The sequence below is a fragment of the Dermabacter sp. p3-SID358 genome (assembly GCF_025147465.1).
Lineage (GTDB): Bacteria > Actinomycetota > Actinomycetes > Actinomycetales > Dermabacteraceae > Dermabacter.
Genome location: NZ_JALXOZ010000004.1, coordinates 125844 through 138962, shown reverse-complemented (window position 1 = coordinate 138962; position 13119 = coordinate 125844). Strand labels below are relative to the sequence as shown.

The 13119-nt window shown below is 61.3% G+C and carries 12 protein-coding genes; 7 read left to right on the top strand and 5 right to left on the bottom strand.

What is annotated here, in order from left to right; all coding sequences use genetic code 11:
* Positions 1–20: 20 nt before the first annotated feature.
* Together M3B90_RS03460 and M3B90_RS03455 are read right to left on the bottom strand one after the other, a co-directional pair.
* Complete coding sequence (locus M3B90_RS03460; RefSeq protein ID WP_055088151.1) at positions 21–377, bottom strand: iron-sulfur cluster assembly accessory protein; 357 nt, start codon at positions 375–377, stop codon at positions 21–23.
* Between the two features lie 100 nt (positions 378–477).
* Positions 478–1851 (bottom strand): dipeptidase, encoded by a 1374-nt coding sequence (locus M3B90_RS03455; protein WP_259888649.1) that lies wholly within the window; start codon positions 1849–1851, stop codon positions 478–480.
* Between the two features lie 132 nt (positions 1852–1983).
* Here M3B90_RS03455 and M3B90_RS03450 point away from each other — a divergent pair, with 132 nt between their 5' ends.
* Positions 1984–2583, top strand: coding sequence for a DUF3043 domain-containing protein (locus tag M3B90_RS03450; RefSeq protein WP_259888648.1), 600 nt, complete (start codon positions 1984–1986; stop codon positions 2581–2583).
* A 75-nt stretch (positions 2584–2658) separates the two neighbouring features.
* Here the strand turns inward: M3B90_RS03450 and aspS are convergent, their stop codons facing one another.
* Entirely contained in the window at positions 2659–4470 is a 1812-nt protein-coding gene (aspS, locus tag M3B90_RS03445; RefSeq protein WP_259888647.1) for an aspartate--tRNA ligase, read from the bottom strand.
* A 793-nt stretch (positions 4471–5263) separates the two neighbouring features.
* Here aspS and M3B90_RS03440 point away from each other — a divergent pair.
* Positions 5264–7180 carry a DEAD/DEAH box helicase gene (locus M3B90_RS03440; protein WP_259888646.1) on the top strand — a complete coding sequence of 639 codons (1917 nt, stop codon included), beginning with the start codon at positions 5264–5266 and terminating at the stop codon, positions 7178–7180.
* Between the two features lie 135 nt (positions 7181–7315).
* Here the strand turns inward: M3B90_RS03440 and M3B90_RS03435 are convergent, their stop codons facing one another.
* Positions 7316–7669 (bottom strand): sigma factor-like helix-turn-helix DNA-binding protein, encoded by a 354-nt coding sequence (locus M3B90_RS03435; protein WP_259888645.1) that lies wholly within the window; start codon positions 7667–7669, stop codon positions 7316–7318.
* A 149-nt stretch (positions 7670–7818) separates the two neighbouring features.
* Between M3B90_RS03435 and M3B90_RS03430 the strand changes: the two genes are divergently transcribed.
* Entirely contained in the window at positions 7819–7983 is a 165-nt protein-coding gene (locus M3B90_RS03430) for a hypothetical protein (protein ID WP_259888644.1), read from the top strand.
* A 14-nt stretch (positions 7984–7997) separates the two neighbouring features.
* The gene (locus M3B90_RS03425; protein ID WP_259888643.1) at positions 7998–8834 is read left to right on the top strand and encodes an SDR family NAD(P)-dependent oxidoreductase; all 837 of its coding nucleotides are present in this window, start codon (positions 7998–8000) and stop codon (positions 8832–8834) included.
* Here M3B90_RS03425 and M3B90_RS03420 read toward each other — a convergent pair.
* Positions 8831–9571, bottom strand: a complete 741-nt coding sequence (locus M3B90_RS03420; protein WP_259888642.1) for a hypothetical protein — start codon at positions 9569–9571, stop codon at positions 8831–8833. The genes M3B90_RS03425 and M3B90_RS03420 overlap by 4 nt on opposite strands.
* Positions 9572–10082: 511 nt before the next feature.
* Between M3B90_RS03420 and M3B90_RS03415 the strand changes: the two genes are divergently transcribed.
* From M3B90_RS03415 to M3B90_RS03405, 3 genes are all read left to right on the top strand, one after another.
* Positions 10083–10763, top strand: a complete 681-nt coding sequence (locus M3B90_RS03415; RefSeq protein WP_259888641.1) for a hypothetical protein — start codon at positions 10083–10085, stop codon at positions 10761–10763.
* Positions 10764–10797: 34 nt separating this feature from the next.
* Positions 10798–11424, top strand: coding sequence for a hypothetical protein (locus M3B90_RS03410; RefSeq protein ID WP_259888640.1), 627 nt, complete (start codon positions 10798–10800; stop codon positions 11422–11424).
* Positions 11425–11532: 108 nt separating this feature from the next.
* Complete coding sequence (locus tag M3B90_RS03405) at positions 11533–13104, top strand: AbgT family transporter (RefSeq protein WP_259888639.1); 1572 nt, start codon at positions 11533–11535, stop codon at positions 13102–13104.
* The last annotated feature ends 15 nt before the right edge of the window (positions 13105–13119 follow it).

The following is a 13119-nucleotide window of genomic DNA, read 5'->3' as shown; positions in this document are numbered from 1 at the left end:
TCGCTCAGAAAGACCGGCGCTCAGGCGAAGGAATCTCCGCACGCGCACGAACTCGACGCGTTGGGGTTGTCAATCGTGAACCCCTGCTTCTCGATCGTGTCCGAGAAGTCGATCGTCGCACCGGAAAGGAACGGGATCGAGTTCTTGTCCACAACGACCTCTACACCACTGAAGTCCACGGTCGCATCGCCTTCGAGGAGGCGCTCGTCGAAGTAGAGCTGGTAGATGAGCCCCGAGCAGCCCCCGGGCTGGACAGCGATGCGAAGGCGCAGGTCGTCGCGACCCTCCTGTGCGAGCAGCTGCTTGACCTTGTCGGCAGCAACGTCGGTGAGGGTCACGCCGTGGGCCGGAGCCGTCTGCGTTTCAGTCGTAGTCATGGTTCCTCCGTTGAATCGGGGTAGGTGGCGCTGAAGCAACCTTACGCGGGTAGGCCTCGCGCGGTCTATGCCGCGTGGGCGCCCCCACGTCGCGAGCCGCTCAGGCGGTTTCCTTGGGGTCGAGCTCGGCAGCACCGAGCAGGATGAGTGCTTCGGCGACGCATACGCGTTCGAAATCGCCGAGGTGGAGTGATTCGTCCACACCGTGCGCCCTCGAATCCGGATCTTCGACACCGGTCACGAGCACGTCCGCCTTCGGGAACAACTCGAGAAGGTCCGAGATGAACGGGATCGAGCCGCCGAGGCCCGTGTCCACGGGTTCGACGCCCCACGACTCGTGGAACGCGCGGCGCGCGAGATCCATTCCCGCGCTACTCGAGGGAGCGAGGAAGGGCTTGCCCGCGTCGACCTGGGTGAAGGTGACTTTGGCGGCGGCGGGAGTATGCGCTTCGACGTGCTTTTTCAGTACCTCGGCCGCATGGGCGGGATCCTCTCCCGGGGCAATACGAACGCTGACCTTGGCGCGCGCTTTCGATACGAGGGTGTTGGAGGCCTGCTGCACTGGCGGTGCATCAATGCCGATGACCGAGATCGCGGGCTTCGTCCACAGGCGTGACGTGATCGAGCCATCGCCCGCGAGCGGGAGACCCTCGGGAACTCCAGCATCGCGACGGAAGTCCGCCTCGTCCATGTCGACTTCGGGGGCGTCGGCTACGTGGAGTCCCTCGACGGCAATCGTGCCGTCCTCGTTGTGGAAGGTCGTGAGGATGCGCGAGAGCTGCGTGAGGGCGTCAAGTACCGGACCGCCAAACATGCCCGAGTGCACCGAGTAGTCGAGGACCTGAACATCGAGCTCGAAGGCCACGACGCCACGAAGGCTCGTCGTGAGCGCGGGGCGGCCTACGGCCCAGTTCGAGGAGTCGGCAACGACGATGATGTCGCTGCGCATGATGTCCTGGTGCTTCTCGAGGAACGGACGGAAGGTCTCGCTTCCGTATTCCTCTTCACCTTCGACGAACACTACGATACCCACACCCGACTCCTCGAGTTCATCCTTGAGTGCGCGAAGAGCGGTCACGTGCGCCATGACGCCAGCCTTGTCATCGGCGGCACCGCGGCCGTACAGTCGGCCGTTGCGCTCGGTCGCCTCGAACGGCGGCGTGGTCCATTCGGATTCATCGCCCACGGGCTGCACGTCGTGGTGGGCGTACAGCATGACGGTCGGCTTACCGGACTTTGCGGGGCGACGCGCGAGAACCGCGGGGGCGCCACCTTCGACGGACTCGATGCTCACCTCGGGCATGCCAGCATCCTTGAGGAGCGAGGCAACCTTCTCGGCACTCGCCTTCACGTGCGACTGGTCGTAACCGTCAAACGCGATCGAGGGGATTGCGACAAGCGCTTTGAGGTCCTCAAGCGCTTGCGGCTGAAGTGCCTTGACTTTGTCATTAATGGCGTCGACGTTGAGCGACATTCCTCTTCTCCTTCCGCGCGGCGAGCGCGTTACTAATCTTGGCTCCACCGTATCCCTGCAACCGTCGGAATTCCTCACGAAACCCCGTGCCAACCGCGCGAGTCCGAGTTGCGGGAGACTAGAATTGGCCGGGTGAATACCGAGACCCCATCCGAGCACTCCCCTAGCCCCGCACCCGCAGAGCACTCCGCGACAACCCCAAAGAAGGGGCGCCCGACCCGCTCGCGTAAGGAGGCGATTGCCGCGCGCCGCACTCCCCTTGTACCGAAGGACCGCAAGGAGGCGAAGCGACGCTCCAAGCAACAGGATCGCGCCGCCGCCAATCGCGAGCACCAGGCCCTTCTTGCGGGCGATGAGGCGCACTACCCCGTGCAGCACCGAGGCGCCGATCGTCGCCTCGTGCGAGATGTTGTCGATTCTCGCCACAACGTCGCCGAGTATTTCCTGCCGTTTGCGCTCATCGCGATGCTGTTTCCGTTTGCGATGCAGCTCATCGACCCGGTGAAGTTCCAGGTCGTCTCTATCGTGTTCCTCATCGTGCTTTGGGCCGGCATCCTCATCGTCGTGATTGACACGTTCCTCGTGCGCCGCAAGATCCGCAAAGCGCTTATTGAACGCTTCGGAGTGGTCCCCGCCGGCATGGTGTCGTACGGTCTGCTTCGTTCGACTAATATCCGCCCGTGGCGCATGCCAAAGCCGCAGATCAAGCACGGCGAGGATCCGCGTCCGTAAGTCTTCTTCACACGCGAAAAGCCCCCGGACCGAGCCTTGTGTTCGGTGACCGGGGGCTTCGCTGTCAGATTCGGTCTACTTAGCGGCCTCCGACGCCTGCTCAGCCGTCGCCGAGTCCTTATCCTTGGCCTTCTTTTCGGACTTGAAATCGACGCCCGCTTCCTTACGCTGCTGCGGCGTGATCGGCGCAGGGGCGGCGGTCAGCGGGTCGTAGCCGTTGCCGGTCTTCGGGAAGGCAATGACGTCGCGGATCGAGTCGGTCTTCGCGAGGATCGACACGATGCGATCCCAACCGAAGGCGATGCCGCCGTGAGGCGGAGCACCGAACTTGAATGCCTCGAGGAGGAAGCCGAACTTCTCCTGTGCTTCTTCTTCGCCGATGCCCATGAGCTTGAATACGCGCTGCTGAACGTCGGCTTGGTGGATACGGATCGAGCCACCACCGATCTCGTTGCCGTTGCACACGATGTCGTAGCCGTAGCTGAGGGCTGAGGCCGGGTCGGTGTCGAACGTGTCGAGGAACTCGGGCTTCGGCGACGTGAAGGCGTGGTGAACGGCGGTCCATTCGCCGTGGCCAACTGCAACGTCGCCTGCGGCTTCGGCGTCGCCCGCGGGCTCGAACATGGGCGCGTCGACGACCCACACGAACGCGAATTCATTGGGGTCGATGAGACCGAGGCGGTCGCCGATCTCGTTGCGCACAGCACCGAGGAGTGCTCGCGAGCTCTTGGCTTCACCCGCGGCGAAGAACACACAGTCGCCAGCGCTTGCGCCCACCTTGTCGGCAAGGCCGGACTTCTCCTCGTCGGAGAGGTTCTTGGCAACGGGGCCACCGAGCGAGCCGTCCTCCTGGAAGAGAACGTAGGCGAGGCCCTTCGCGCCGCGCTGCTTGGCGAATTCCTGCCATGCGTCGAGCGTGCGGCGGGGCTGCGAGGCGCCCCCCTTCATGACGATCGCGCCCACGTAAGGTGCTTGGAACACGCGGAACGGCGTGTTCTGGAAGTACTCGGTCATCTCGGTGATTTCGAGATCGAAGCGGAGGTCTGGCTTGTCGGAGCCGTAGCGCGCCATCGAATCGCGGTAGGTGATGCGCTTGATCGGGGTTTCGATGTCGTAGCCGATCTGCTTCCACACGTTCACGAGGACCTTCTCGGCGAGCGCGATGACGTCTTCTTGATCGGCGAAGCTCATCTCCACGTCGAGCTGCGTAAACTCGGGCTGGCGATCGGCGCGGAAGTCTTCGTCGCGGTAGCAGCGCGCGAGCTGGAAGTAGCGTTCCATGCCGCCGACCATGAGCAGCTGCTTGAAAAGCTGCGGCGACTGCGGTAGCGCGTACCACGAACCGGGCGCGAGGCGCGCGGGAACAAGGAAGTCGCGTGCCCCCTCAGGCGTCGAGCGTGTGAGCGTCGGGGTCTCGACCTCGACGAAGTCCTCGTTGAGGAGCACTTCGCGGGCAGCCTGGTTGACCTTGGAGCGCAAGCGTAGAGCGTAGGCAGTTTCCGCGCGGCGCATGTCGAGGTAGCGGTAACGCAGGCGCGCTTCTTCGCCGACCTCACTGTGCTCGTCGAGCTGGAAAGGGAGCGGTGAAGCGGGGTTGAGAACCTCGACCTCGCGTGCGATGACCTCGATATCGCCCGTGGGAAGGGCCGGGTTCTCGTTGCCCTCGGGGCGGCGCTCGACCTTGCCGGTCACCTTGAGCACAAATTCATTGCGAAGGTGGTGGGCATCCTCCTCGCGCACGACGACCTGGGCAATGCCGGACGCGTCACGCAGATCAAGGAAGGCCACGCCGCCGTGATCACGGCGCCTTCCGATCCAGCCGGTGAGAGTGACGTCCTGGCCGATGTGATCTGCCCTCAGATCACCGGCGCGGTGGGTGCGAAGCATGAAGAGTCCTTTGACTTCGAGAGGATCGGTCGTGTGCGGCAGCCGCAGGCCCACATGAGAGAGGAACATTGCGCAGAAGGCCGCAATCCGTCCTAGTCTAGCGCGAGCTCCGGAAGGGTGCAGACCGATGGCGCCCCGATCCCAAAAGTGGTGATTTTTGGCTCGAAAACCTCGTATAGAAGATGTGAGGTGGCGATTCTTCACCACTATCGGAGGCGTCCTTTACTGCCGCTGCGGCAAGGGAAGTTGTAAAAGGCGCAAAGTGCAGGGTGGATCGAGGCGGGTCAAGAGGTGGTTCGAGCAGAAAACGGGATGTGGCTCAAGTGAAGGTTGCGACGGCGGCTCAGTCCGAGGTTCACGGGGTGCAACTCGAGAGAAGCCGAGCTGCGGCTCGAGAAGTATGTCCCGACGGTGGCTCGACAATCGTCGGACCCCACGGCTGCTGATTGGTGAACAATCCCGCTCCTCATGATGAGGAAATTGGAATGGTGGAGCCCAAAATTCGGGAGCTAACAGCGTTTTCTTCATCCTTGAGAACGCGGTGAGGCGGGGCGTGACCATTCTCGCCCCGGAACGCCTCCCCGTCTGGCCATTTGTTCCGTATGGTGGTGAAAGCACGTGTGGGCGCTTTCGAGGCGCAAGGAGAGTGGCGCCGAGCCGGACGGCGCATTTTTGGTGTGCGGGAAATCCGCGGGGACGTGCTTGACAAGATGAGGGGCTGATCAGCGGCCCGCAAATGTTCACGTGCGTTATCCGGGGCGAGCGCGTGTGATGGCCCGGAAGGACCCGAAAAATGACGACCGACAACACCGACCGCAACGAAATTGACCTTGAGAATCGCGAAGAAATCGCGGAAGCTCTCGAGATGGACGGCATGGTGGCGCCTGACAACAACAGCGACGCCTTAGAAAGCACAGAAACCATCGACGACCCGAGCGCCGAAGCCGACCTGGAGGAGACAGCTGGCGGCGAGCGCATCTGCTTCGACGATCTCGGCCTTCCGCCCGAGCTTCTCGCCGCTGTACGCGATCTCGGATTTACGCACCCCTCCCCCATTCAGGAGCGTGCGATCCCCGCACTTCTCGAGGGGCGCAGCGTGCTCGGCGTCGCCCAGACAGGTACAGGCAAAACCGCAGCTTTCGGCCTGCCACTCCTTGCCGAGGTACGCCCCTCGGACCGATCGACGCAGGGACTCGTACTAGCGCCAACGCGTGAACTCGCTACGCAGGTGGCGGAGGCCATCCAATCATTCGCAGCAAAGCTCGACGGCGTAAACGTCGTAAGCGTCTACGGCGGCGCCCCCTACGGGCCCCAAGAGCGAGCCCTCGCGCGAGGCGCCCACGTCATCGTCGGCACGCCCGGGCGCGTCATTGATCACCTCAAGCGCGGCAACATCGTGCTCGACCATCTCGCAACGCTCGTTCTCGACGAAGCTGACGAGATGCTACGCATGGGCTTTGCCGAAGATCTGGACGAGATCCTCGGCTTCGCACCCAAAAACAAGCGCATGGCGCTCTTCAGCGCGACAATGCCGCCCGCAATCAAGCGCGTTGCCGAGGAACATATGCCTGACGCCGTAAGCGTCGCAGTTGCACGGCAGTCGACGACCGTCACGAGCGTCGATCAGAAATACGCGGTTGTACCGTTCCGTCACAAGACCGGCGCCCTCACGCGGATCGTGGAAACGACCGAGGCAGATGCGACGATCGTGTTCGTGCGCACGCGAAGCGCCGCAGAGGAGGTTGGCACCGCACTCATTGCCCGCGGGATCGTGGCCGCGACCATTTCGGGCGACGTACCCCAAAAAGAGCGCGAGCGCATCGTTGAGCGCTTGCGAGATGGCTCGCTCACAGTGCTTGTCGCGACCGACGTCGCCGCGCGAGGCCTCGATGTTGAGCGAATCGGTCTAGTCGTGAACTTCGACATCCCCTCGGAGCCGGAGGCGTACGTGCACCGTATTGGCCGCACTGGCCGCGCGGGCCGCACGGGCGAAGCGATCACGTTCGTGGCACCTCACGAGAAGCGCAAACTGCGCAACATCGAGCGCACGACGCGCCACGACCTCGAGGAGATTCAAATCCCCTCGCCGCTCGACGTCTCGCGCCACAAAATGAAGAAGCTTCTCGCGGAGGTTCCGGCGCGTCTTGAGAAAGGGCGGCTCAATCTCTACTTCGATCTCCTGAACGAGTTTCTTGCCGAGAACAACGTCTCGGTTGAGCAAGTCGCGGCGGCCCTCGGTGCGATGACGGTTGGCGACGACGGCCCACGCACGCACGAGGACGACTTTACGGGCGCAAGCTTCCGAGACAAGGGCGGCAAAGGTGAGCGTTCGGACCGCAAGGATCGTGGCGAGCGCAAAGACCGCGGGGAGAAGAAGCCGCGCCGCTCGAGCGCAGGTTTTACAACGTACCGCATTGCCGTGGGCAAGAATCACGGAGTGCGCCCGCAAGCCATCGTCGGCGCCATTGCTGGCGAGGGAGGGCTCAACGGTCAGGACGTTGGAAAGATCGACCTGTTCCCCTCGTTCTCGCTCGTCGAGCTTCGCGACGGTGTCGACGAGGCTGCGCTCGCACGCATCGGCCGCGCACGCGTGGGAGGCAAGCCCATGCGAATCCAGGTGGATCAGGGCCCCAAAAAGGGAGGGAAGTTCAAAACCCGCAAGGGTAAGCACTTCGAGGACCGCGGTGGGAAGAAGTCGAATCGCTGGTAAAGCGGCGATACTCGTCACAGCCTACTCAAACCCCTCTCTGGCTTAGGGTTTCAGGCAATCCTCGCCCTGGATTGTGCCACCCCCGTCGCGCGCAGCCACGTGGGTTTCGATGAGGGTTCCGATTCCGATTCGCGTCTAGTTGCTGAGCTGAGATACGCGTTGGCGCGAGATTCCGAGGATCGCACCGATGTCGTCCTGGCTGAGGCCGTCGGCGCGCATTCTTCGAATGATTGATCGGCGGATTTCGGAGGCCATTTTTGCCGCGGCTTCGGCTTCGGCGCTCGCCTGATCAGCGCCGCGCTTGGCGTCGTCGTACGCGGTTGTGACGAAAAGTTCCTCTTTTTCGCGGCCAGCATCGGCGAGTGCACGTTCCACAAGAGGCGTGATCTGCGCAAACGTTCGGGCGCGCATGCGAATGTTCTCGCCGCCGATCGTGAGTGTCGCGTCCCATTCGCGCCCGCTCCGTGCCGCTTTGACTTCTACCGCCATGCTTCAGTCTCCTTTTCGCGCTCGGCCAGGCCCATCCTGCCATAGGCCCTTGCGACTTAACCGCCATAAAACCTAGCAGTTCGGGGCCTGTGCGAAGCACGCCACCCGGTAGAGTGGAGCCATCACCCCTACCCACGAAGGAGGCGCACATGACCCCGCCAAAGTACGCACAAGCATTCCCGAGCGCGACCGAGTACCAGAACCTCACCGCCGCTAATGCCCGCGTCGAAGCACGAATCGCCGGCAAGGGCGCCATCACTCCCCCGCAGTTCGCTACCCTCCTGCAGGCGTGGCGCCTCCAAAAGCTCGCATGAAAGGCGCGCGGATCATGGGAAAGAAGCTTTCTTCACCGCAAGGGCTCCGCGGAAAAGTCGCGTTCATCACGGGCGCCTCGGGTGCGCTTGGTTCCGACGCTGCCCGGGCTCTCCATGCACGCGGCGTCCGCGTGGCGCTTCTCGGCCGCAACACCGATAAGCTCGAGACACTCGCACGTGAGCTCGGCGGCCCCGAGAAGGCACTCGCGATCGACATGAACGTTCGAAACCTCGCCTCCGTCGAAGCCGCGGCGAAGAGCGCAGTCGAGCACTTCGGCGGCATCGACATTGTCATTGCCGGGGCGGGCATGGTCACAACCGAACTAGTCGAGGACTACTCGGCGACGGGGTTTGTGGACGACATCGACACAAATCTCAATGGCGTGTGGCGCACCATCAAGGCGACGCTGCCCTGTCTTCGCGAATCGAAGGGACACGTGAGCATCATTGCGTCGCTCGCTTCGTTCATCCACATGCCAGAAATGTCCGCGTATTCCGCCTCGAAGGCCGGCGTTCTCGCGCTCGCCAATTCGCTCAGGCTTGAGCTCGATGGAAGCGGAGTCACCGTCGGAACCATCCACCCTTCCTTCTTCGAATCAGCTCTCGGCGACGCTCTTACGAACTCTCCGCTTCTCAGCCGTGCGAGCGGAAACTTCACTGGGCTATTCGCGCCGGTGAAGCGTGAGGACGTCGTCGCTGCGATCGTGAAGAATATCGAACGGCGCTCGCGCGTAGCGGTACTGCCCAGGGCATTTTCGTCTCTCTCACTTGCGCCAGGCCTTGGCCAGCGCGTGATCGAGCCCTACCTCAGCCACAATCTCCGAAGGGGGACCGAAAAGCTCGAGCGCTAATGCGGAACACCCCAGGTCTCATACGCATGATCAAACATTGCTTTTCCGGTTTTGACTGCACTGCGTTCTGACTCGACCCCGGCGGGAGAACCGACGGGGTACTCCACGAGCTGAACGATGAATTCCGGTTTCTTCGGGTCGGCATTCGGATTCATCCCCACGGTGATCACAACATCGACGCTTTTCGCGCCTTTAAAGCGGTCACCATCCGTTTCGGGATTCACCCTTCTCGTGATCCCGCACGCCACCGCATCGTATTCATCAAAACGCACCGCTCCTGCCGGAATTTCCTCGAGGAGCGCTTTGCGTTGCTTGTCCATCAGCGCGGTGTTCTCGATTTTGCAGACGTTGGGCGCTTCCATCCCTTCTTCCGCATCTCCCGTCGTCATGACGATTCTTGAGCCATTTTCTTCGTAGATGAACTGAACTGGCTTGCCCGGATCCGTCTCCTTCTGAGTCCAGCCTTCGGCAGGATCAAACGTTACGCCTCGTCCTATATCAATCGATCCGGAATGCGGTTCGGGGTTTGGTGACGGCTCGGGGGATGGCGTTGGTTCCGGTGCTGGGGTGGGTGTTGGCTCGGGAGCCGGTGACGGCGTCGCGGGCGGCGCGCTCTCAGAGGGTGCCGTGTTTGACGGCGGTTCCCTCTGCGGCGCACTCGCTGTCGCTGTTGTCCGCTGCTCCGAATTGGTGTCATCGTCGCCCATGAGCAAAGCGAAAACAATGCCGATGACCACCAGCGCGATGATGGCAACTATGCACCCACATCCGACCCCCAGCATCAGTGCAACATTGCTATGTTTTCGTTGACTGCTGCCTGACTACTGCACTGCGGCAAACTGATTCGAGCCAGGTTGATAGGTCATCAGCGCGCCCCTTCGTCGGTTTCTCTCACGCTACCAGCGCACGTCACGTTGCGGAGGCGGTTCGCACAATCTCTTGAAGTCCTTGCCCGTCATGATCGACTCTCAGCACGCGCGGGCTGAAACGCTTCCTTAGGGACACCTACGTCGGAGCCTGCCCGAGCCAGCCCTAATACAAGCCCCGTTCGACTAAGTAACTGAAGCACTTTCCCGAACGGGGCTCGTGTACTCCTTCCCCACATAAAGGCGATTGCGAGAGCGGTGTGAATTCAAGATGAGATGCTCCTTTGCCGGCATGGCGCCAATACACCCATCTGACTAGAATGTGATCTGGGCAATGCTTCGGGCCGCACTCGCGAGGCCGTCCATAGATATAGGAGAGACGATGCCAGAACCGCGATCACCTCAAGGACCACCGGGGCACGGGCAGCCGTCGCTTGGGCCTCACAACTCGGGCAGACGCCGCACGGGCCTCTTATGGGCATGCGCCGCCGCAGTCGGTCTTGTCTTCGTTCTCCTCGTGGTCGCGGCAATCGCGATTGCGATGTGGATTGATTCGAATAAAGATTCCGCTGCGCCTGCAACGCCTACTCAAACGTCGAATACCGCAAGCAGCCCAGCGCCGACCTCCGAGGCTCCCGCAGCAGCCACCGGCACCCCCACATCTCCCACGCCGAGCACCGAGGAACCGTCCGAACTGCCAGCAGGGAGCAACCCTCAAACTAAGGAAGAAGCAAAGAGCGCCTTTTACGCTTCCTTGCCTGAGAAAATCGAGAACTGGGAGATCACGGATGTTCGTGGTGACAAGATCTACAAGGACGGTGATCGCCAAATCAGCTTCCTATTCCTGAGTCTTTCCGAGGACTCGTCTAACCCTTCCCTGGGTTACGAGGGAGAAGAGGTGTTTGAACGTGGAAGTTGCGCGCCAAATACCCAGCATCCGGATGCCATCACCTGCCTCATTTTTCCACGGGCAACGGGCGACGCTGCGTACTTCATGACCTCAAGGTCTTCGGACATGGAGGAAATGATCCGTATTTCTCAAGCCGTAATCGCCGGCAAATAACCTTTTGAGGCCTGAACGAAAGCACAGGCTTCTCATGGCCTCATACTCTCAACAACAAAAGAAACCGCTGCGGGTGGTGGGCGTGGGGTGCGCGTGCATCTGTGCCATCATCGCGCTCGCCGTCGTAGTAGTCGGAATTCCCGTTGTGGCGGTCATTGTCAATCAGCCAAAAGCCACTTCGATACCGGATCACGCCCCAATCACGAGCTCGAAGGTAAGCGAGCAACCGTCGGCCCCTGATCCCGCGAACCCCAATCCCAACGGCACGGGGATCCTGAGCCCCACCCCGGGCCGTGCGACGGAAATCTCCGGCGAACCTGCTGAGGATGTGCTCAATCAGCGACTCCCCGACGCCATCGGCGAATGGCAGCTCGCACACATCGGAACGCGCCCCGTGTACCTGCGCGCCGAACAGCGAATCAATGTTTTGAGTATCACCAACACGGACAAGGTCGGCTCAGCAACAGCCGAAAACCCCGCCTTGGGACTCGATGGCGAGCAGGTGATTGAACGCGGCGTATGCGCCCCGCACCCAGGAGGCAAGGGCGGCTTCCAGTGCTGGGTATGGGCCCCGGACGTTCCAAAAACGGTTCTGACCGTCGAAACTCGCGATGCTTCTATGGACGATGTGATCGCTGTAGCCAAGGCGGTGCGAGGGTAAATCCTGCGGGCGAGCCAACAATCGGACACCTCCACAGATTGTCTACAATCAGGGTAGCCTTTCGCGTACCTGGTCTCACTCGGACCGGCGCCATGAAAGGACCCACCTGTGACTGCGAACGCCTCCTCCACTGCACCCCCGCCCAAAGAAGTTGAGCCGAAGGGTTTCCTTGGACTCATCGTGCGAGTTGGCAACAAAATCCCTGACATCACGACGCTCTTCGTCAGCGCCCTCGTCATCGTGCTCGCGATCTCAGCACTTCTATCGCTCGTGAGTTTTGACTACATCAACCCGGCGACTGACGAAAAGATCCAGATCGTCAATATGCTCGCGCCCGATCGCCTGGTTGAGCTCATGGCGACAGCCGTCACGAACTTCGCGACGTTCCCCGCTCTCGGCATGGTTATCGTCGCCACGATTGGCATTGGTATTGCGGACGGCTCCGGATACATCAACGCCGCGCTCCGCAAGCTTCTCGCATTCACGCCGAAATCGCTGCTCACACCGATGATCATCGTGGCGAGCATGCTTTCACACCTCGGCCCAGACGCGGGCTACGTCGTGATCATCCCGGTCGCAGCTTACATGTTCTATGCGGTAGGCAAGCACCCCCTCGCAGGCATCGCCGCTTCCTTCGCCGGCCTCGCAGGCGCCTTCGCTGCGAACTACACGCCATCAGCGATCGATCCTGTAATCCAAGGATTCACGGAGCCTGCGGCACGGATCCTTGATCCGAGTTACAGCGTCAACATTCTCGCGAACTACTTCTACAGCCTCGGTGCAACCTTCACGGTAATTCCCGCACTATGGATCGTCACGGAAAAGTGGGTCGAGCCTTGGCTTCAAAAAAACTTCCCCCTCGACGTCACGTCTGATGACATCGAAAATATCGACATTCCCCTTACCTCGCGCGAGAATCGAGCTCTCGTCATTTCGACGGCTATTTTCGTGCTCGCGGTTATCGGGCTCGTCCTTTCACTCATACCCGCGGATTCGGTATGGCGCGAGCCCGAAACGGGATCACTCACGGCGCCCGAGGCGCCCATCATGAAGTCGATCGTCATGATGATCTTCGTTCTCACGGGCCTCGTGGGGCTGCTCTACGGATTCCTTTCTGGCCGCTTCACGGGACCGAAAGATGTCTCGAAGGCCATGGAAACAATGACCGAGACTCTCGTTCCACTCATCGTTTTCTATTTCTTCGCCGCCCAGTTCATGTGGGTGTTCAACCAGAGTCAGATCGGTTCGCTTCTTGCAGTCTCCGGTGCGGAATTCCTCCAGAACCTCAACCTGCCCCCGCAGCTTACGGTTCTCGGCATCATTCTTTTCGTCGCGTGCCTGAACCTCATCATCACTTCTGCCTCTGCGAAATGGGCAATTCTCGCCCCGATCTTCGTGCCAATGCTCATGGGCGTAGGGATCGCACCCGAACTCACGCAGGCGACTTTCCGCGTAAGTGACTCCGCGATCAACGTCGTGACTCCGATGTTCGCGTTCTATTCGCTCATCATCACCTATTGCCAGCGGTACGTGAAGAAGTCCGGCATCGGCACTCTCTCTTCGATGATGCTGCCGTACTCAATCGGCCTCATGATCACCCTTACAATCACGCTCTTCATTTTCTGGGGCTTCAACATCCCACTCGGTCTCGACTCCAGTTACGTGTACCCGCGCCCGTAGACCACAAAAGAAAGG